Raw genomic sequence first — 19314 nt, 5'->3', positions numbered from 1 at the left:
GGCGGGCTCCGGTCCGGTCGTGGTGGTGTGCCGTGGTGTGCCGGCAGGGAGTGGACGCGGCTGCCGGCGCGGAGGTTGCCTCGGCGCTCGCCTCCGTTCGGCGACACCCGACGCCGCCAGTAGCCTTGCGCCCATGATCCTCCGGATGTCCCAGCTGTTCGTGCGCACGCTCCGTGACGACCCCGCGGAGGCCGAGGTGCCCAGCCACCGGTTGCTGGTGCGCGCCGGCTACGTCCGCCGCGTCGCCCCGGGCATGTACACCTGGCTGCCGCTGGGGCTGCGCGTGCTCCGCCGGATCGAGGACGTCATCCGCGAGGAGATGGACGCGATCGGTGCCCAGGAGGTGCTCTTCCCGGCCCTGCTGCCCAAGGAGCCCTACGAGGCGACGAACCGCTGGGAGGAGTACGGCGACAACCTCTTCCGGCTGACCGACCGCAAGGGCGGCGACTACCTCCTGGGGCCCACCCACGAGGAGATGTTCACGCTGCTGGTCAAGGACCTCTACTCCTCCTACAAGGACCTGCCCCTCGCGCTGTACCAGATCCAGACGAAGTACCGCGACGAGGCGCGACCGCGGGCGGGCCTGCTCCGTGGACGCGAGTTCGTGATGAAGGACTCCTACTCCTTCGACGTCGACGACGCGGGGCTGGAGGCCTCCTACCAGCGCCACCGGGACGCCTACGTGCGGATCTTCGACCGCCTGGGCTTCGACTACGCGATCGTCAAGGCCACCTCGGGCGCGATGGGCGGCTCCCGCTCGGAGGAGTTCCTGGCCCGCACCGAGGTGGGGGAGGACACCTACGTCCGCTGCACCGCCTGCGACTACGCGGCCAACGTGGAGGCCGTGGCGGTGCGCCCGCCCGCCCCGCTGCCCCTGGCCGACGCCCCCGCGGCGCACGTCGAGGACACCCCGGCCACGCCCACCATCGAGACCCTGGTGGACCACCTCAACGCCCACCTCCCGCGCGAGGACCGTCCGTGGCGGGCGGGCGACACCCTCAAGAACGTCCTGGTGGTGCTCCGGCACCCCGACGGCACCCGCGAGCCGCTGGCCATCGGCCTCCCCGGCGACCGGGAGGTGGACCAGAAGCGCCTGGAGGGCCAGCTCGAGCCGATCGAGGTCGAGGCGATGGACGAGGAGGAGCTCCGCCGGCACCCCGCCCTGGTCAAGGGCTACATCGGCCCCGGCGCGCTCGGCGAGGAGTCGCCCTCGGGGATCCGCTACCTCGTCGACCCCCGCGTCGTGGAGGGCAGCCGCTGGGTCACCGGCGCGGACGCCGAGGGCCGGCACGTCGTGGACCTGGTCGCCGGGCGCGACTTCACCGCCGACGGCACCATCGAGGCGGCCGACGTGCGCGACGGCGACGCCTGCCCCGCCTGCGAGCACGGCAGCCTGGAGTCCGCGCGCGGCGTCGAGATGGGCCACATCTTCCAGCTGGGCCGCAAGTACGCCGAGGCGCTCGACCTCAAGGTGCTGGACGAGAACGGCAAGCTGGTGACCGTGACCATGGGCTCCTACGGCATCGGGCCCTCGCGCGCGGTCGCCGCGATCGCCGAGAACACCCTCGACGAGATCGGCCTGTGCTGGCCGCGCGAGGTCTCCCCGGCCGACGTCCACGTCGTCGCCGCCGGCAAGGACCCGGCCCTCTTCGAGGCGGCGGAGCGGCTGGCCGGCGAGCTGGACGCGGCGGGACTGACGGTGATCTACGACGACCGGGCCGGCAAGACCAGCCCCGGGGTGAAGTTCAAGGACGCCGAGCTCATCGGCGTCCCCACGATCGTCACGGTCGGCCGTGGCCTGGCCGACGGGCTCGTCGAGGTCAAGGACCGCAGGACGGGGGAGCGCACCGAGGTCGCCGTCGCGGAGGCGGCCGGCCACGTCCGCGACGTCGTCCGGGGCTGAGGGACGAACCTCGGGGTTCTGCGGGTTTACGCACTGCAAGTTCATGCAACCTGAATCGCTTGGTCCGTCTGGACGCTGTGTTGCAGACTCATGCCAGTGGTAGCTGATCCTCGACCCAGGCTCTGAACCACACCGGGCTGTTGCTGACCAGCCCTGCCGGCCCGCGGCCTCGGCGCGCTGGGGGAGATCTCGGGACTCCCCCAGGGTGACGAGACCGCGGGCCGTTCCCATTTTCCGACGTGCCCACCGGCCGGAGTCAGAGCTCGTCGGCCCCGGGGAACGGGCGGGGCAGCCCGTCCCAGGCCAGCACCGCCACGGCCGACTCCTGCAGCTGCTCGACGGACCAGGCGCGCAGCCGGCCCGACGACGCCGCGACCAGGTCGGCGTACACCGCCAGGCACCTCTCCTCGACGAGCGCTCCGGCGGCGAGGGCGAGCGTCGTGGTGCCGAGCTCCGGCAGCTCGTAGGCGGCGGCCGCTGCGACGGGCTCCGCCTCCCGTGCACGGAGCTGGTCGACCAGCAGGTCGCGGCGACCCAGGTGGACGGCGTGTCGTGCGGCGGCCAGGGTGAACGCCCCGCCCTGCCCGGCGGCGGGGGCGGCGCTCGCCGCCTGCGCGGCGACGACGGCGAGGACGTGGACGGCGGCGTGCTCGGCCGCCAACGCCGCCTGGAGCCGCTCCAGGGTGCTCACGGCGAGCCCTCCGCGAGCGCGAGCTGCTGGGCCAGGCCGGCGCCCAGGCAGGCGAGCAACCGGGCCACCCGGCCGTCGTCGACCTCGCGGGCCCCGTCCAGGACCGACGCCAGGCGGGTGCGCTCCGCGCGCAGCAGGACCCGCAGGGCGGCCTGGGACCGCCGCGGCACGGCGGGGCCCGGCGTCGCGAGGGGGGCGGGCGGGTCCTCCCCGAGCGTCGCGGCGAGGACGCGCAGGTGCTCGGCCTGGGTGGTGCGCAGTCCCTCGAGCGCGGGGGCGAGGCCCGGGTGCGCCGCCGTGGTTGCCGTCAGCCGGGCCGCCGCCGCGGCCGCACCTGCCCCGACCTCGTCGAGCAGCGATCGCCCGGGGTCGGGGAGGGAGTCGGCCGACCGGTCGGGCCCGGGCACGTCGCACCCGGTGCCCACGAGCAGGGCGGCCCCGCCGGTGGCGACCAGCACCGCCCGCCGCGACGCCGTGCTCCCACCGGGGCGGTGGCGTGGGGGCGAAGGGCGCACCCGGGGAGCGTAGCCCGGCCGGAAGCCCTAGATTGGGCCACCCACCCCGGGAGGTCCTCGTGCACGTCGTCCAGAGCGGGCGGGGCCCGCGCCTCGCCTCCCTGCTCGCGGTCCTGGCCGTGGCGGGACTCGTCGCAGGACTCGTGGCAGGACTCGGGGCGCTGCTCGCGCCGACCGGGGGACGACCCGCGCCCGACCCCGGTGCCGTCCTAACGACCGCCGGGGCCCCGCCAGCGGTCGCCGCCCGGCCCGTCGCGGCCCGGGCCCGCGTCGGCTGCCGCCCCTCCGTGGCCCTGCTCAACCCCGACGCGCTCGTCCCGTGGTGGAACGCGCTGCGGGTGGTCGGCACCCGCCGCGCCGACGTGCTCCTGGTCGGCGACTCGATCACGGAGGGCGCCGGCACCAGCTGGGACGGGCGCCTGGCCAGCGCCCTGCAGGCCGCCCTGCGGGAGCGGTTCCCGCTGCCCGACGCCCAGGGAGCGGGCCACCTGCCGGCCACCACCTGGTCGGGCCTGCAGCCGCCGGGCCTGCGCGTCGTCTCCGGCGGCGTCGAGCGGGTCAGCAGCCACGGCCTCGGCTCCAAGGCGCTGGGGCTCCGCGCCGGGGCCGTCGTGGAGCTCGCCGTCACCGGCACCCGCGTGCGCGTCTGGTCCAGCGACCCGGGGGGCCGGGCGACGGCCTCGGTGGCCGTCGACGACGGGCCCGCCGTGCGGCTGGCCGACACGCCTGGCGCGCCGGGCGGCGGCTGGCTCTCCCCGGCGCTCGCGCCCGGGAGCCACGTGGTGCGGGTGGTGGCGGGGGCGCGTCCGGTGCTCCTGGAGGGGTTCGAGGTGCTCGGCTCCGAGGCCGACCTGACCGCGGGCGTCCACGTCCTCGACGGGAGCCACGGGGGCTGGTCCTCGCACGGGTGGGTGCCCTCGCTGCGCCGCTCGGCCGAGCGGCACTGGCGGGCGGCCGCGGCGACCGCGCCCGACCTCACCGTCGTGAACCTCGGGGTCAACGACTGGTTCTGGCACACCACGCCGCGTCAGCTGCGCAGCAACCTGGAGCAGGTGGTCGCCCGGGCGAAGGCCGCGGACGACGGGCCGCACGCCGTGCTCCTCGTCGTGCCCTACCGCGTGGTGCGCGACCCCGACCGCTGGCCGCCCCAGGAGTGGGCGCCGCTGCGCCGGACGCTGCTGGGGATGGCGGGGGGCGACGTGGCGGTCCTCGACCTCGGGCGGCGGTGGCCCCGCCTGGTCCCCGGCGGTGGGCACGAGTCCGGGCTGATGCTGGAGGACCGGCACCCCGTCCACCCGGACCCGGCGGGGCACCGCCGGATCGCCGCCCTGGTGACGAGGGCGCTCACCCCGCGCGAGCCCTGCGACTGAGCCCGGACGCCGTCGGCCAGTTATGGTGGGCGACGACAACAGCACAAAGGAGGTCGACCGCGTGGGAAACGCCAAGGGTGACGCCACCCGGGACCGCATCGAGGCGGAGCTGACGACCCCCCTGACCGTGCTGGGGCTCGACGTCGAGGCCGTGGAGCTGACCCCGGCCGGCAAGCGTCGGGTGCTGCGCGTCGCGGTGGACAAGGACGGCGGGGTGACCCTCGACGACGTCGCCGAGGCGACGCGGGAGGTCTCGCGCGTCCTCGACGACTCCGACGTGATGGGCGAGCAGCCCTACCTGCTGGAGGTGACGTCGCGCGGCGTCGACCGTCCCCTCACCCTGCCCCGGCACTGGCGGCGGAACGCCGGCCGGCTGGTCCGGGTCCAGCTGGTGGAGGGCGGTCAGCTGACCGGACGGATCGGGACGAGCGACGAGACCGGGGTGGAGCTGGTCGTGGACGGCGAGACCCACCGGGTCGAGCTCGCCGACGTGGCCAAGGCCCTGGTGCAGGTCGAGTTCAACCGCAAGGACGAGGACGAGGACGACTGATGGACATCGATCTGGGCATCCTGCGGATGCTGGAACGCGAGAAGGAGATCTCCTTCGACGTGCTCGTCGAGGCGATCGAGCAGGCGCTGCTGACGGCCTACCACAAGACCCCCGGCGCCCAGGACCGGGCGCGGGTCCAGCTGGACCGCAAGACCGGGCACGTGGCGGTGCTGGCCTCCGAGCTCGACGCGGAGGGCAACGTCGTGGCCGAGTACGACGACACCCCCGACGGCTTCGGCCGGATCGCCGCGACGACGGCGAAGCAGATCATGCTGCAGCGGCTCCGCGACGCCGAGGACGACATCCGGTTCGGGGAGTTCTCCGGCAAGGAGGGCGACGTCATCTCCGGCGTCATCCAGCAGGGCCGCAACCCCGACGACGTGATGGTCGACCTCGGCAAGCTCGAGGCGCTGCTGCCGGTCGGCGAGCGGGTCCCGGGCGAGACCTACACCCACGGCACCCGGATCAAGTGCCTGGTGGTCTCGGTCCGCAAGGGGATGCGGGGCCCGCAGATCACCCTGTCGCGCACCCACCCCAACCTGGTCAAGAAGCTCTTCGCCCTGGAGGTGCCCGAGATCGCCGACGGCACCGTCGAGATCGCGGGGATCGCCCGTGAGGCGGGGCACCGGACCAAGATCGCGGTCCACTCGCGGGTGCCGGGCGTGAACGCCAAGGGCGCCTGCATCGGCCCCATGGGCCAGCGGGTCCGCAACGTCATGTCGGAGCTGCACGGCGAGAAGATCGACATCGTGGACTGGTCCGAGGACCCCGCCGAGCTCGTCGCGCACGCCCTGTCCCCGGCCCGCGTGACCTCGGTCGAGGTGCTGGACGCCGCCGCCCGCGCCTGCCGCGTCGTGGTCCCCGACTTCCAGCTCTCCCTGGCCATCGGCAAGGAGGGGCAGAACGCCCGGCTGGCCGCGCGGCTCACGGGCTGGCGCATCGACATCCGCTCCGACGAGGAGCCCCGCGAGGGGGAGTAGGCGGGCGGGGCCCCGGTCCCCGGTTCGGAAATCGATGGTCCCTCGCGGTAGGCTGGTCCCAGTGGTTCGTACGACGACTCTCCCTGCCCCCGGTCCGGTTCGGACCTGTGTGGGGTGTCGGCGTCGGGCCGCGAAGAGCGAGCTGCTGCGCGTGGTGGCAGGCGCGGGGACCGACGGCCGTCCGGCCGTGGTGCCCGATCCCGCCGGCACGGCACCCGGGCGAGGGGCGCACCTGCACCCCACCTCCGAGTGCCTGCAGCTGGCGGTGCGCAGGCGGGCGTTCCCCCGGGCCCTCAGGGTCCGTGAGGCGCTCGCGCTCACGCCGCTGGAGGACCACCTCACCGCTCGTCCCACCGTGATCGACCGACAAGAAACTGGAGCAGGCAGCTCATGAGCACTCGATGAGTACTTTCCGATGAGCCAGCACCACCACTAACGGTCCGCAACACCCCTCCGCGGGGCTCGGGCCAGAAGGAGCAGCGTTCTAACGTGGCCAAGACCCGAGTCCACGAACTCGCCAAGGAGTTCGGCGTCGAGAGCAAGTTCGTTCTCGAGAAGCTCAAGGAGATGGGGGAGTTCGTCAAGTCGGCGTCGTCGACGGTCGAGCCCCCCGTCGAGATGCGCTTCAAGAAGCAGTACGGCGAGCAGCTGAAGGCTGCCGGTGCCTCCGCACCGGCCCCCGAGGCCGCCGCCCCCGCCCCGAAGGCCCCCGCCGCCCAGGCGCCGGCGTCCCCGGCGGCCCCCGCAGCGACGCCCGACGCGGCGCCCGCCGCCGGCGCGGCGCGCCCGGGCCCCCGTCCCGGCCCCAAGGCCAAGCCCGCCCCCGCCCCCGAGCCGGCGGCGGCGGAGCCGGCCGCCCCGGCCCCCGTCGAGGAGCCGGCTGCCCCCGCTGCGCCGGCCGCCGCGACCCCGCCCGCCGCGGCCGCGCCCAAGCCTGCAGCGCCGGCGCCCAAGGCGCCCAGCCCGGCCCCGCGTCCTGTGGGCCGCCCCGGCGCCCCGCGCCCGGGCAACAACCCGTTCGCCCCGAGCCAGGGCATGGGCCGTCGCCCCGCCGCCCCGGCGCCCGGCGCCGGTGCCCCCGGCGACGACCAGCGGCCCCCGCGGCCGCCGGCAGCCCGTGAGGGCGGCGCCCCGGGTGCCCGACCCGGCATGCCCCGGCCCAACCCGGCCATGATGCCGAAGTCCCCGGCCGCCTTCGGCCGCGGACCCGGCGGCGCCCCCGGGCGTGCGGGTGCCCCCGGGCGCCCCGGTCCCGGTGGTCGCGGCGGTGCCCCGGGTCGCCCCGGTGGCGGCGCGGGCGGTCCCGGCGCCGGTCGTCCCGGTGGCGGCTTCGGCCCCGCCGGCGGCGGTCGCCCCGGCGGCGGTCGTCCCGGCCAGCGCGGCCAGACCCAGGGCGCCTTCGGCCGCCCCGGCGGCCCGTCGCGTCGTGGCCGCAAGTCGAAGCGGGCGCGTCGCCAGGAGTTCGAGGCCATGCAGGCCCCGACCATCGGCGGCGTGCGGGTCCGCAAGGGCGACGGCGAGACCGTGCGCCTGCCGCGCGGCGCCTCGCTGACCGACTTCGCCGAGAAGATCAACGTCGACGCCGCAGCCCTGGTGCAGATGCTCTTCTCGCTGGGCGAGATGGTCACCGCGACCGAGTCGGTCAACGACGAGACGTTCGAGCTGCTCGGCGAGGAGCTCAACTACGTCGTGCAGGTCGTCTCCCCGGAGGACGAGGACCGCGAGCTCCTCGAGTCCTTCGACCTGGAGTTCGGCTCCGACGAGGGCGACGAGTCCGACCTGGTGGTCCGGCCGCCGGTCGTCACCGTCATGGGTCACGTCGACCACGGCAAGACCAAGCTCCTCGACGCGCTGCGCAACGCCAACGTCGGCGCCAAGGAGGCCGGTGGCATCACGCAGCACATCGGTGCCTACCAGGTGCACACCGACGTCGACGGCGAGGACCGCCGGATCACCTTCATCGACACCCCGGGTCACGAGGCGTTCACCGCCATGCGTGCCCGTGGTGCCCAGGCGACCGACATCGCGATCCTCGTGGTCGCGGCCGACGACGGCGTCATGCCCCAGACGGTCGAGGCGCTCAACCACGCCCGCGCCGCCGAGGTGCCGATCGTGGTCGCGGTCAACAAGATCGACAAGCCCGACGCCGACCCGACCAAGGTCCGCGGCCAGCTCACCGAGTACGGCCTGATCCCCGAGGAGTACGGCGGCGACGCGATGTTCGTCGACGTCTCGGCCAAGTCCGAGCTCAACCTGGACAAGCTGCTCGAGGCCGTCGTCCTCACCGCCGACGCCTCGCTCGACCTGCGGGCCAACCCCACGCAGGACGCCCAGGGCCTGGTCGTCGAGGCGCACCTGGACCGCGGTCGCGGCCCGGTGGCCACGGTCCTGGTCCAGCGCGGCACCCTGCGGGTCGGCGACTCGCTGGTGGCCGGCCCGGCGTACGGCCGGGTGCGGGCGATGCTCGACGAGTTCGGCAACGAGCTCACCGAGGCGGACCCGTCGCGGCCGGCCATGGTGCTCGGCCTCAGCGCCGTCCCGGGCGCGGGCCAGAACTTCATCGTGGTCGACGACGACCGGATGGCCCGTCAGATCGCCGAGAAGCGCGAGTCCCGCGAGCGCGCGGCCATGCAGGCCAAGCGTCGCGTGCGCCGCACCCTCGAGGACTTCATGGCCTCCATGGAGAAGGGCGAGAGCCAGGAGCTCAACCTCATCCTCAAGGGCGACGTGTCCGGCTCGGTGGAGGCCCTCGAGGACTCGCTGGCGCAGATCGACGTCGGCGACGAGGTCACCCTGCGCGTCATCGACCGCGGTGTCGGTGCGATCACCGAGACCAACGTCGACCTGGCGGCCGCCTCCGACGCCATCATCATCGGCTTCAACGTCCGCCCGCAGGGCAAGGCGGCGCAGATGGCCGACAAGGAGGGCGTGGAGATCCGGTACTACTCGGTGATCTACCAGGCCATCGAGGAGATCGAGGCTGCCCTCAAGGGCATGCTCAAGCCGGAGTACGAGGAGGCCGTCCTCGGCCAGGCGGAGATCCGCGAGATCTTCCGCTCGTCCAAGGCGGGCAACATCGCCGGCTGCATGGTCACCTCGGGCACGGTCCGCCGCAACGCCAAGGTGCGGGTGCTGCGCGACGGCAACGTCGTCGCGGACAACCTGGACCTGTCCTCGCTGCGGCGCGAGAAGGACGACGCGTCCGAGGTCCGCGAGGGCTTCGAGTGCGGTCTGGTGCTCCGGAACTTCCAGGACATCAAGATCGGCGACGTCGTGGAGTCGTTCGAGCTGCGCGAGATCCCGCGCTCCTGACACACCCCAGGGTCGGCGCCAGCTGCGAGGCTGGCGCCGACTCGACATTTTGACGAAGGTAGGAACATGAGCAACCCACGGGTGCGGAAGATCGCCGACCGGATCCAGGTCGTCGTCGCCGAGATGCTGGAGCGGCGGATCAAGGACCCGCGCCTGGGCTTCGTGACCGTCACCGACGTCCGGGTCTCGGGCGACAGCCAGCACGCGACCGTCTTCTGGACGGCGCTGGGCGAGGAGGACGAGGCGGCGGGCTCCGCGGCCGCCCTGGAGTCGGCCCGGGGCCTGATCCGCTCCGAGGTCGGCAAGCAGCTCGGCACCCGCCACGTGCCGACGCTCGAGTTCGTCCGGGACGCCCTCCCGGAGACGGCCCGGCACCTCGACGAGGTCCTGGCGGCGGCGCGCGCGAGCGACGAGGCCGTCGCCGCCCAGCGCGCCGGTGCGACGTACGCCTCCGAGGAGGACCCGTACCGCAAGCCCCGGCCCGACGCGGACGACGGCGACGACGAGGACGACGAGGACGACGCGGACGACGACGCGTGAGCGCCTCGGCCACCGCGGGTGAGGCGCCGGCCGGGATCGTCGTGGTCGACAAGCCCGGCGGGACGACCTCCCACGGGGTCGTGTCGCGCGTCCGTCGCCTGGCGGGCACCCGCAAGGTCGGTCACGCCGGCACCCTGGACCCGATGGCGACGGGCGTGCTGGTGCTCGGCGTCGGCCGGGCCACCCGGCTCCTGGGCCACCTCATGCTCACCGAGAAGGCCTACGACGCCACGGTCCGGCTCGGCGCGACGACCACCACCGACGACGCGGAGGGCGAGGTCCTCGAGGTGCGGGACACGTCCCACGTCACCGAGGAGCAGGTCCGCCGCGGGCTCGAGCGGTACGTCGGCCGGATCGAGCAGGTGCCGACCGCCGTCTCGGCGATCAAGGTCGACGGCCGCCGGGCCTACGCCCGGGTGCGCGACGGCGAGGAGGTCGAGCTGGCGGCCCGCCCCGTGACGATCCACGAGCTCGTGGTGCACGAGGTGGACCTGCCCGACGTCCGGATCTCGCTGCGCTGCTCCAGCGGCACCTACGTGCGGGCCCTGGCCCGGGACCTGGGCCGAGACCTCGGCACGGGCGGCCACCTCACGGCGCTCCGTCGCACCGCCGTCGGCCCCTTCGACCTGGGGTCCGCCCGGACGCTGGAGCAGCTGGCCGACGACTTCCGGGTGGTGCCGATCGCCGAGGCGGCCAGGAGCACCTTCCCCGCGGTCGACCTCGACGAGGCCGAGGCCCGCGACGTCCGGGTGGGTCGACGGCTGTCCCGCACGTTGCCCGGAGCGGGGGAGCACGCGGTCTTCGCCCCCGACGGCGAGTTCCTGGCGCTCTACGAGCCCTCGGGCGAGGGAGCGCGTCCGGTCGCCGTCTTCGTCGGCTGAGCCGCCCCGTAGCATGCCCGTCGTGCAGATTTGGCGATCGCTCGCGGACGTCCCGGCCGACCTCGGACCCACCGTGGTCTCGATCGGCAACTTCGACGGCGTCCACCGTGGGCACCGGCACGTCCTGGAGCAGGCACGGGCGACGGCCACGCGGCTGGGCGTGGGGACCGTGGTGGCGGTGACCTTCGACCCGCACCCCATGGCGGTCCTTCGCCCCGAGCACGCCCCCACCACCCTCACCTCGGTCCCGACCCGCGCGGCGCTGCTCGCCGAGGCCGGCGTGGACGCCGTGTTCGTCGTCGCCTTCGACCGCGAGGTCGCCGCCTGGGACCCGATGACCTTCGTCGACCGCATCCTGGTCGACGCGCTCTCCGCGCGGGCCGTGGTGGTCGGCGCCAACTTCCGCTTCGGTCACAAGGCCGCCGGCGACGTCGCCCTCCTCACCCGGGCGGGTGCCGAGCGGGGCTTCGAGACCGAGGGCGTGGACCTCGACGGCGGTCCGCAGGTGTGGAGCTCGACCTACGTCCGCCAGTGCCTCGCCGCGGGCGACGTGAGCGGGGCCGCGGAGGCGCTGGGTCGCCTGCACTCCGTGCGCGGCGTCGTGGTCCGCGGCGACCAGCGCGGCCGCGAGCTCGGGTACCCCACCGCCAACGTGCCGACGTCCGCGGCGGAGGCGGCGCCCGCCGACGGCGTGTACGCCGGCTGGCTGGTGCGCCGCGACACGGGCGAGCGACACCCGGCCGCCATCTCCGTCGGGACCAACCCCACGTTCGCCGGCCAGCGGGCGCGTCGGGTGGAGTCCTACGTGCTGGACCGCGACGACCTGGAGCTGTACGGCGTCGAGGTCGAGGTCGAGTTCGTCGAGCGGCTCCGCGGGCAGGTCGCGTTCGAGGGGGTCGAGGCCCTGGTCGCCCAGATGCACGAGGACGTCGGCCGGGCCCGCGAGGTCCTCCGAGCCTGACCCGGCAGCGCCCGCTCAGGCGGGCGAGACCCGGACCGGGAGGCCGTTGAGCGCCGCGTTGCCCGACACGTCGAGCCGTTCGGGGTCGGTGAGGTCGTTGGCCGAGACGCCGGGCACCGTCCCGGCGTGCGTGGTGCCCGAACCGGGACGGCCGTGGCCGTAGCCGTGGGGGAGCGAGACCACGCCCGGCATCATGTCGCTCGTGGAGCGCACCTCCACCACCACCTCGCCGACCCGGGAGGCGACGCGGACGCGCTCCCCGTCGGCGATCCCGCGCGCGGCCAGGTCGTCGGGGTGCGCGTGCAGCTCGTGGCGCGCGCGCCCCTTGGTCAGGCGGGGGGTGTTGTGCATCCACGAGTTGTTGTCGCGCTGGTGCCGGCGCCCCACGAGCAGCAGCGTCCCGTCGTCCCCGGTCGGGGGCGACCCGAGCGCCTCCCGGACCCGGGGGAGGTCGTCGACGACGAGCGCCGGCGCGAGGTCGACCCGGCGGTCGGACGTGCGGAGCCGCTCGGGGAGGCGCCCCGGTCGCAGCGGTCCCAGGTCGACCCCCTGCGGCGTCCGCCGCAGCCGGCGCAGGGTGACGCCGGTCCGGCTGGTGGCCAGCAGCAGGGCCACCGTGCGGGTGGGGGAGAGGGCGAGGCGGGCGGCGCTCCGCAGTCGCTGCGCCCGGGGCACCCCCAGCCGGCGCTGCAGGCGGCGGACCAGCCCGGCGTGGATCTGCCAGTCGTGGCGCTGCGTGCGGTCCGGCGCCACGACGGCGGGCGAGAACCGGGCGGTGTCGCGGACCGCCAGCGCGTGGAAGACGAGGTCGTAGTGGTCCCGCTCGAGGTGGGAGGTGGGCGGCAGGACGACGTCGGCGTGCCGGGTCGTCTCGTTGACGTAGAAGTCCAGCGAGACCATGAAGTCCAGGCCCGGCAGGGCGCGGTCCAGCGCCGCGCCGTCGGGCGTGGAGAGCACCGGGTTGCCGCTGCTGGTGACCAGGGCGCGCACCTGGCCGGGACCCGGGGTGGTGATCTCCTCCCGCAGCGCGGCCACCGGGAGCTCGCCGCCGGTCTCCGGGAGGCCTCGGACGCGGGAGTGCCACCTCCCGTGGTGACCCTTCCCGACCAGCCCGCGCCCCACGACGTCGACGGCGGGGGTGGTGAACATGGCGCCCCCGACCCGGTCGACGTGGCCGGTGAGGATGTTGAGCAGCTGCACGGCCCACTGCGCCACCGTGCCGAACTCGGTCGTGGAGACGCCCATCCGGGCGTGGACGACGGCGCGCGGCGTCGCGGCCAGCTCCCGGGCGAGGCGCTCGACCACCTCGGCCGGCACCCCGCTCGCCTCCGCGGCGCGGGCCGGGGTGTGGCCGGCCACCGCCTCCCGGACACGGTCGACCCCGTCCGCCCACTCCGGCACGGAGGCGAGCCCCTCCGCGAGGACGACGTGCAGCATCGCCAGCAGCACGTGCACGTCGGTGCCAGGGCGCACGAAGTGGTGCTCGTCGGCGAGCCTGGCGGTCTCGGTGCGCCGCGGGTCCAGGACCACCATGCGTCCGCCCCGGGCGTGCAGCTCCCGCAGCCGGGCGGGGAAGTCGGGGACCGTCATCATCGAGCCGTTGGAGACCATCGGGTTGTGGCCCAGGACGACGAAGAGGTCGGTGCGGTCGAGGTCGGGCACCGGGAGGAGCAGCTGGTGCCCGTAGAGCAGCCGGGCGACGTGCTGGTGGGGGAGCTGGTCGACGGAGGTCGCGCTGAACCGGTTCCGCGTCCCGAGCGTGCGGAGCAGCGCGCTGCCGTGGGTCATCGAGCCGAGGCTGTGCACGTTGGGGTTGCCGAGGTACACCGCGACGGCGTCCCGGCCGTGCCGCTCGACGGTCGCGGCCAGCCGGTCGGCGACCAGGTCGAGCGCCTCGTCCCAGCCGATCTCCTCCCACCGCGGGTCGTCGGCGGGACCGTGCCGCCGTACCGGCCGCCGGAGCCGGTCGGGGTCGTGCAGGACGTCGGCGATCGCCACGCCCTTGGGGCAGACGTGGCCGCGGGAGAGCGGGTCGTCCTCGGCCCCCCGCACGCCGGTGACGACGTCGTCGACCAGGGTCAGCTCGAGGCCGCAGATCGCCTCGCACAGGTTGCAGGCGGTGCGGCGCCGCACTTCGGGGCTGCCGGCTCGGGTGGTGCTCATCGCCCGATCCTGCCACCGCGCGGCGCCCCGGCACATGGTCTGCGCGCACAACCCCTCCCGCCGCGCCGAGGGCGCGGCCGGGACCCGGCGAGCGGATGGCCCGGACACGGCCGGGGCATCGCCGGGGCAGGGCTGGGGCACGGCTGGGCATGGGTGCGAGCCCGCCGGGGTACGGAGCCGGCCGCGGGCGCCGCGGTGGCGCCCGGACACGACTCGAAGGAGCCACCAGATGGGTTACGGAGGAGCGGTCGGACTGATCGTGCTGGGACTGATCCTGTCCCTGGCCATCAGCGAGGAGCAGGTCGGCCCGGTGAACCTCGGCATGGTGGGGTGGATCCTGACCCTGGCCGGCGTGGCGCTGCTGCTGCTGAGCATCGTGCAGCAGAACTCGCGCCGTCGGCAGAGCACGGTGGCAACCACCACCGACGCGCACGGCCGCACGGCCACCACCGAGCGCCACGTCGAGGCCGACCCGCCGCCCCCGCCCGCCGTCTGAGGCGGTGCGGTCCCGGCCCGGTGATTGGGCGGCCCCGCCGTCGCGCTGATATCCTCGTCCGGTTGCCCGCGTGCGGGCGACGTGCCGTCCAACGGCCGCGGATCGAGAGTGCCCGGGTGAACAGGCCCCGGCGCGCCGCGCAACGAACGAGCCCCTGGTGGGCCGGAAGGGAGCCTGCGCATGTCCATCGGTACTGACGCGGAGACCAAGAAGAAGATCATCGCCGAGTACGCGACGACCGAGGGTGACACCGGTTCGCCGGAGGTGCAGATCGCGCTGCTGTCGCACCGCATCGCCCACCTGACCGAGCACCTCAAGCAGCACAAGCACGACCACCACAGCCGTCGTGGCCTGCTGCTGCTGGTCGGCCAGCGTCGCCGTCTCCTCAACTACCTGCAGAAGACGGAGATCGACCGCTACCGGTCGATCGTCGAGCGCCTCGGCCTTCGCCGCTGACGTCGTGAGGGCCCACTCCCCGGAGTGGGCCCTCCTCGGCATTTCTCGCTACATTGGCAGGTGCGTGCAGAGCACTGCCCGCCTGCGACGTCCCCCTCGGGCCGTCGCACACAACTGAAGATCCATCATCCAGGAGCGACCCGCCGACTCGGCCCGGTCCTCGGTAGTGGCCCTCAGGAGCCGACCGTCGCGGTCGGGCGCCTGCGAGCCTCGATCGAAGACCGGCCCATGCCCCGCACGGGGCTGGTCGTCCGCGGGTGCGCTCCGCGAACAGAAGGGACCACTACGTGGAACCCACCATCTCCGCCGTCGAGACCGTCCTCGACAACGGCAAGTTCGGCAAGCGCACCGTCAAGTTCGAGACGGGCCTGCTGGCCCGCCAGGCCGCCGGCTCGGTGACCGCCTACCTCGACGACGAGACCATGCTGCTCTCGGCGACCACCGCCAGCAAGCAGCCGAAGGACCACTTCGACTTCTTCCCCCTCACGATCGACGTCGAGGAGCGGATGTACGCCGTGGGACAGATCCCCGGCTCGTTCTTCCGGTCCGAGGGCCGGCCGGGCGAGGACGCGATCCTCACCTGCCGCCTCATCGACCGCCCGCTGCGCCCGACCTTCAAGAAGGGCCTGCGCAACGAGGTCCAGGTCGTCATCACGGTGCTGTCGCTCGACCCCGACATGCCGTACGACGTGCTGGCGATCAACGCCGCCTCCATCTCCACCCAGCTCTCCGGCCTGCCCTTCTCCGGCCCGGTCGGCGGCGTCCGCGTGGCGCTGATCGACGGCCAGTGGGTGGCCTTCCCCAGCCACAGCCAGCTCGAGGACGCGGTCTTCGACATGGTCGTGGCCGGCCGGGTCACCGAGACCGGCGACGTGGCGATCATGATGGTCGAGGCGGAGGCCACCGAGGCCGTCGTCGAGCTCGTCCAGGGCGGCGCGAAGGCGCCGACCGAGGAGGTCGTGGCCGAGGGTCTCGACGCGGCGAAGCCCTTCATCAAGCAGCTGTGCGAGGCCCAGGCCGAGCTGGCCAAGGAGGCGGCGAAGCCCGTCCAGGAGTTCCCGATCTTCCTCGACTACGAGGACGACGTGTACGCCGCCGTGGAGTCCGCTGCCAAGGACGAGACCACCGAGGCGCTCACCCTCGTGGGCAAGCAGGAGCGCGAGGAGCGGATGGACGCCATCAAGGCCTCCCTGCTCGACCGCATCGGCGGCGACTTCGCGGGTCGCGAGAAGGAGATCGGCGCCGCGTTCCGGTCGCTGACCAAGAACCTCATGCGCGAGCGCGTGCTGCGCGACAAGATCCGCATGGACGGTCGCGGCCTGGCCGACATCCGGCCGCTGCACGCCGAGGTCGGCCTGATCCCGCGGGTCCACGGCTCCTCGCTCTTCGAGCGCGGCGAGACCCAGATCATGGGCGTCACCACCCTCGACATGCTCAAGATGGAGCAGCAGCTCGACACGCTCTCGCCCGAGAAGCACCGTCGCTACATGCACAAGTACGTCTTCCCGCCGTTCTCGACGGGCGAGACCGGCCGCGTGGGCTCGCCCAAGCGCCGCGAGGTGGGCCACGGCGCCCTCGCGCGTCGCGCGCTGCTGCCCGTGCTGCCGAGCCGCGAGGAGTTCCCCTACGCGATCCGCCAGCTCTCCGAGGCGATGGGCTCCAACGGCTCCACCTCGATGGGTTCGGTCTGCGCCTCGACCCTGTCGCTGCTCCAGGCCGGCGTGCCGCTGAAGGCGTCGGTCGCGGGCATCGCGATGGGCCTCGTCTCCGGCGAGGTCGACGGCAGGACGGAGTACGTCGCGCTGACCGACATCCTCGGCGCCGAGGACGCGATGGGCGACATGGACTTCAAGGTCGCCGGCACCCGCGAGTTCGTCACCGCGCTCCAGCTCGACACCAAGCTCGACGGCATCCCCGCCGAGGTCCTGGGGTCGGCCCTGAAGCAGGCGCGCGACGCCCGCCACGCCATCCTCGACGTCATGGCCGAGGCCATCGACGCCCCCGAGGAGATGTCGGTCCACGCCCCGCGGATCATCACCGTCCGCGTGCCCGTGGACAAGATCGGCGAGGTCATCGGCCCGAAGGGCAAGGTGATCAACCAGATCCAGGACGACACCGGCGCGACGCTGTCGATCGAGGACGACGGGACCGTCTACATCGGCGCGACCAACGGCGAGGCCGCCGAGGCTGCCAAGGCCGCGGTCAACGCGATCGCGAACCCGACGATGCCCGAGGTCGGCGAGCGCTACCTCGGCACCGTCGTGAAGACCACCAACTTCGGTGCGTTCGTCTCGCTGATGCCGGGCAAGGACGGGCTGCTGCACATCAGCAAGCTGCGCGGCCTGGCCGGTGGCAAGCGGGTGGACAACGTCGAGGACGTCGTCTCCGTCGGCCAGAAGATCCAGGTCCAGATCGGCGAGATCGACGACCGCGGCAAGCTGTCGCTGGTGCCGGTCGTCGAGGACGAGGCGGGCTCCGAGGAGTCCGGGGACCAGGACGCCGGGACCGAGTGACGAAGCGCCCCAGGACGACCGGCCAGCAGGTTCCTGCTGGCCGGTCGGCCGTTTCCCAGTCGTTGGTGGGTCAGCCGGTGGGCTCCACCCGAACCCTGCAGACGGTCCGCGACGCGGAGGGCCAGGTCACCTCCCGCGTGCGACGCACGCTGCTGCCCGGCGGTCTCCGGGTCATCACCGAGCAGATGGCGGGCGTGCGCTCGGCGAGCATCGGCGTGTGGGTGGCGGTCGGGTCGCGCCACGAGTCGCCCTCCCTGCACGGGTGCTCGCACTTCCTCGAGCACCTGCTCTTCAAGGGGACCCGCGAGCGCTCGGCGATGGACATCTCCGTCGCCCTCGACGCGGTCGGCGGCGAGTTCAACGCCTTCACGGCGAAGGAGTACACCTGCTTCCACGCGCGGGTGCTGGACGACGACCTGCCACTGGCCGTCGACGTCCTGGGCGACATGATCACCTCCTCGCTGCTCAGCGAGGAGGACGTCGAGGCCGAGCGCGAGGTGATCCTCGACGAGATCGCCATGCACGACGACGACCCCGACGACGTCGTGCACAACCTCTTCGCCCAGCAGGCGTGGGGCGACAGCCCGCTCGGCCGCGGGATCGCCGGGACGCACGAGTCGATCTCGGCGCTCACCCGGGCCCAGGTCGCGCGCTTCCACCGGCGGCACTACCGGCCCGCCTCCATGGTGGTCTCGGTGGCGGGCAACGTCGACCACGCCTCCGTGGTGCGTCAGGTCCGTCGCGCCTTCGACCGCAACAGCTTCCTGATCGGGGACGAGGCGCCCGTGCGTCCGCGCACCGGCGCGCCGGCCCGCCGCGTCAACGCGGGCACGACGACGGCCCACCGCCAGCTCGAGCAGGTCAACCTGGTGCTGGGCGTGCGGGGGATCACCCGCAGCGACCCGCGGCGCTTCGTGCTGGGGGTCCTCAACACGGCGCTGGGCGGGGGGACCTCCTCACGCCTCTTCCAGGAGGTGCGCGAGCGCCGTGGCCTGGCCTACTCCGTCTACTCCTTCGGCAGCCACCACGAGGACGCCGGACTCGTCGGCGTCTCGGTGGGGTGCCTCCCGTCCAAGGTCGACGAGGTGCTCGAGGTGGTCCGCTCCGAGCTGCGCCGCGTCGGGTCCGAGGGGATCTCGGAGGAGGAGGTGCGCCGGGGGCAGGGGCAGCTGCGCGGCAGCGTGGTCCTGGGGCTGGAGGACAGCGGCGCCCGGATGTCCCGGCTGGGGAAGGCCGAGCTGCTGCACGGCGAGCTGCTGAGCATCGACGAGATGCTCGCCCGCATCGACGCGGTGACGGTCGAGGAGGTGCGCAGCCTGGCGGCGGAGCTCTTCTTCCAGCCCGAGGTGCTGGCCGTCGTGGGTCCCGCGCCGGAGGCGGACCCGGCGTCCTGAGCCCCCGGCTCGGTCCGCCGGTCAGCCCGGTGGGCAGAGGAGCAGGGCGGTGCCCGCGCAGGCGGCCGCCCAGAGCACGCTGACGAACGTGCCGATCAGGAACCGCTCCGCGATCCCGGTGTGCTCCTCGTTGCGCAGCTCCGGGTAGCGGCCGAGCCCCTTGACGGCGAGGCTCACGGCGATCCCCTCCGGCCAGCGGAGCAGGACGGAGACGACCACGGCGCCCCGTTCGAGGGCACCGATCCAGGCGCCCCCGCGGAGCACCTCGGCCGCCCTGCGCACGGAGCCGGGCCGCTGGTCCTCGCGCCCGTCGACGAGCCGGAAGACGGCGGTCGTGAGCGGGCCACCGCCGAGGACGGCGAGCAGCACGCAGGTCGTCCGGACCGCGACGGGGAGGGCGTCGGGGGCGCCGAGCAGCCCGGGACGGAGCGCCCCCGCTCCGGCGGTGGCGAGCAGGAGCACCACCTGGAGGCCGCCGAGCCAGGGGGAGCGCTGCCACCGCCACCCCGTCGCGGCGGCGAGGACGGCGGCGGCGAGCAGGCCCAGGCACAGCCAGGCCGTGGCGGTCAGGTCGTCGGCGGGCACGTCG

17 protein-coding genes are annotated in these 19314 nt (G+C 74.1%); 13 read left to right on the top strand and 4 right to left on the bottom strand.

Features of this window, described 5'->3' with window-relative positions; translation table 11 throughout:
• The first annotated feature begins 133 nt into the window (after positions 1-133).
• The gene (locus DNK53_RS07550) at positions 134-1903 is read left to right on the top strand and encodes a proline--tRNA ligase (protein ID WP_110181700.1); all 1770 of its coding nucleotides are present in this window, start codon (positions 134-136) and stop codon (positions 1901-1903) included.
• A 256-nt stretch (positions 1904-2159) separates the two neighbouring features.
• Here DNK53_RS07550 and DNK53_RS17450 read toward each other — a convergent pair whose 3' ends face one another.
• Together DNK53_RS17450 and DNK53_RS17445 are read right to left on the bottom strand one after the other, a co-directional pair.
• Positions 2160-2594 (bottom strand): DUF4439 domain-containing protein, encoded by a 435-nt coding sequence (locus DNK53_RS17450; RefSeq protein ID WP_162599829.1) that lies wholly within the window; start codon positions 2592-2594, stop codon positions 2160-2162.
• Positions 2591-3109 carry a hypothetical protein gene (locus DNK53_RS17445; protein WP_162599828.1) on the bottom strand — a complete coding sequence of 173 codons (519 nt, stop codon included), beginning with the start codon at positions 3107-3109 and terminating at the stop codon, positions 2591-2593. The genes DNK53_RS17450 and DNK53_RS17445 overlap by 4 nt, the downstream gene beginning before the upstream one ends.
• A gap of 59 nt (positions 3110-3168) precedes the next feature.
• Here DNK53_RS17445 and DNK53_RS07540 point away from each other — a divergent pair, with 59 nt between their 5' ends.
• From DNK53_RS07540 to DNK53_RS07505, 8 genes are all read left to right on the top strand, one after another.
• A complete protein-coding gene (locus DNK53_RS07540) occupies positions 3169-4479 on the top strand; it encodes an SGNH/GDSL hydrolase family protein (protein WP_110181698.1) in 1311 nt (436 codons plus the stop codon).
• A gap of 61 nt (positions 4480-4540) precedes the next feature.
• Complete coding sequence (gene rimP / locus DNK53_RS07535; RefSeq protein WP_239456415.1) at positions 4541-5029, top strand: ribosome maturation factor RimP; 489 nt, start codon at positions 4541-4543, stop codon at positions 5027-5029.
• Positions 5029-6009, top strand: a complete 981-nt coding sequence (gene nusA, locus DNK53_RS07530) for a transcription termination factor NusA (RefSeq protein ID WP_110181696.1) — start codon at positions 5029-5031, stop codon at positions 6007-6009. Before rimP ends, nusA begins: the two co-directional genes overlap by 1 nt.
• Before the next feature lie 34 nt (positions 6010-6043).
• Positions 6044-6403 (top strand): YlxR family protein, encoded by a 360-nt coding sequence (locus DNK53_RS07525; protein ID WP_110181695.1) that lies wholly within the window; start codon positions 6044-6046, stop codon positions 6401-6403.
• A gap of 95 nt (positions 6404-6498) precedes the next feature.
• A complete protein-coding gene (gene infB, locus DNK53_RS07520; protein WP_110181694.1) occupies positions 6499-9321 on the top strand; it encodes a translation initiation factor IF-2 in 2823 nt (940 codons plus the stop codon).
• Positions 9322-9387: 66 nt separating this feature from the next.
• Positions 9388-9861: a 30S ribosome-binding factor RbfA gene (gene rbfA / locus DNK53_RS07515; protein WP_110181693.1), complete on the top strand. Its 474-nt coding sequence runs from the start codon at positions 9388-9390 to the stop codon at positions 9859-9861.
• On the top strand, positions 9858-10742 hold the full coding sequence (gene truB / locus DNK53_RS07510; RefSeq protein ID WP_110181692.1) for a tRNA pseudouridine(55) synthase TruB: 885 nt from the start codon (positions 9858-9860) through the stop codon (positions 10740-10742). The genes rbfA and truB overlap by 4 nt, the downstream gene beginning before the upstream one ends.
• Positions 10743-10764: 22 nt before the next feature.
• Positions 10765-11703: a bifunctional riboflavin kinase/FAD synthetase gene (locus DNK53_RS07505; RefSeq protein ID WP_110182376.1), complete on the top strand. Its 939-nt coding sequence runs from the start codon at positions 10765-10767 to the stop codon at positions 11701-11703.
• Between the two features lie 15 nt (positions 11704-11718).
• Here DNK53_RS07505 and DNK53_RS07500 read toward each other — a convergent pair whose 3' ends face one another.
• On the bottom strand, positions 11719-13866 hold the full coding sequence (locus tag DNK53_RS07500) for a molybdopterin-dependent oxidoreductase (protein ID WP_110181691.1): 2148 nt from the start codon (positions 13864-13866) through the stop codon (positions 11719-11721).
• Between the two features lie 229 nt (positions 13867-14095).
• Between DNK53_RS07500 and DNK53_RS07495 the strand changes: the two genes are divergently transcribed.
• From DNK53_RS07495 to DNK53_RS07480, 4 genes are all read left to right on the top strand, one after another.
• Positions 14096-14362: a DUF6458 family protein gene (locus tag DNK53_RS07495; RefSeq protein ID WP_110181690.1), complete on the top strand. Its 267-nt coding sequence runs from the start codon at positions 14096-14098 to the stop codon at positions 14360-14362.
• A 180-nt stretch (positions 14363-14542) separates the two neighbouring features.
• Positions 14543-14818, top strand: a complete 276-nt coding sequence (gene rpsO, locus DNK53_RS07490; RefSeq protein WP_110181689.1) for a 30S ribosomal protein S15 — start codon at positions 14543-14545, stop codon at positions 14816-14818.
• 287 nt (positions 14819-15105) lie between these two features.
• Entirely contained in the window at positions 15106-17331 is a 2226-nt protein-coding gene (locus DNK53_RS07485) for a polyribonucleotide nucleotidyltransferase (protein WP_110181688.1), read from the top strand.
• 77 nt (positions 17332-17408) lie between these two features.
• Positions 17409-18725: a M16 family metallopeptidase gene (locus DNK53_RS07480; protein WP_239456414.1), complete on the top strand. Its 1317-nt coding sequence runs from the start codon at positions 17409-17411 to the stop codon at positions 18723-18725.
• Between the two features lie 21 nt (positions 18726-18746).
• Here the strand turns inward: DNK53_RS07480 and DNK53_RS07475 are convergent, their stop codons facing one another.
• Positions 18747-19310, bottom strand: coding sequence for a hypothetical protein (locus DNK53_RS07475; RefSeq protein WP_239456413.1), 564 nt, complete (start codon positions 19308-19310; stop codon positions 18747-18749).
• Positions 19311-19314 lie beyond the last annotated feature (4 nt).

The organism is Nocardioides solisilvae, from assembly GCF_003194625.1.
GTDB classification, from domain to species: Bacteria; Actinomycetota; Actinomycetes; order Propionibacteriales; family Nocardioidaceae; genus Nocardioides; species Nocardioides solisilvae.
This window is presented reverse-complemented; position numbering and strand designations above follow the sequence as displayed.

What these genes read in the sequence shown, in the direction of transcription:
- DNK53_RS07525 (WP_110181695.1), top strand. Translation starts at nt 6,044, where the DNA reads ATGGTCCCTCGCGGTAGGCTGGTCCCAGTGGTTCGTACGACGACTCTC.
- DNK53_RS07550 (WP_110181700.1), top strand. Translation starts at nt 134, where the DNA reads ATGATCCTCCGGATGTCCCAGCTGTTCGTGCGCACGCTCCGTGACGAC.
- rpsO (WP_110181689.1), top strand. Translation starts at nt 14,543, where the DNA reads ATGTCCATCGGTACTGACGCGGAGACCAAGAAGAAGATCATCGCCGAG.
- DNK53_RS07500 (WP_110181691.1), bottom strand. Translation starts at nt 13,866, where the DNA reads ATGAGCACCACCCGAGCCGGCAGCCCCGAAGTGCGGCGCCGCACCGCC.
- rbfA (WP_110181693.1), top strand. Translation starts at nt 9,388, where the DNA reads ATGAGCAACCCACGGGTGCGGAAGATCGCCGACCGGATCCAGGTCGTC.
- nusA (WP_110181696.1), top strand. Translation starts at nt 5,029, where the DNA reads ATGGACATCGATCTGGGCATCCTGCGGATGCTGGAACGCGAGAAGGAG.
- DNK53_RS07495 (WP_110181690.1), top strand. Translation starts at nt 14,096, where the DNA reads ATGGGTTACGGAGGAGCGGTCGGACTGATCGTGCTGGGACTGATCCTG.